We start from the raw sequence: 255 nt of genomic DNA, 5'->3' as shown, positions 1-255 counted from the left end.
TTCTCTTCCCACCTACCTGTGTCGGTTTGCGGTACGGGCAGCTTCACCTGGCTAGAGGCTTTTCTTGGCAGCATGAAATCAAGACCTTCGGTACTATAATTTTCCCTCCCCATCACAGCCCAGCCTTGATGATGTGCGGATTTGCCTACACATCGGCCTCACTGCTTGGACGAGCATCCATCAGCTCGCGTCCCTATCCTTCTGCGTCCCCCCATTGCTCATAACGGTTACGCTGGTACAGGAATTTCAACCTGT

The 255-nt window shown here is 52.9% G+C and carries 1 rRNA gene; it reads right to left on the bottom strand.

Annotation, left to right across the window (positions count from 1 at the left end):
- A 23S ribosomal RNA gene (locus M3661_RS30110) occupies positions 1 to 255 on the bottom strand; the annotation flags it as partial.

It is taken from the genome of Paenibacillus sp. MER 180, from assembly GCF_023713665.1.
In the GTDB taxonomy this organism is placed as follows: Bacteria; Bacillota; Bacilli; order Paenibacillales; family Paenibacillaceae; genus Paenibacillus_B; species Paenibacillus_B suaedae.
The sequence above is the reverse complement of the archived record's forward strand: the minus strand, read 5'-3'. Positions and strand labels throughout refer to the sequence as shown.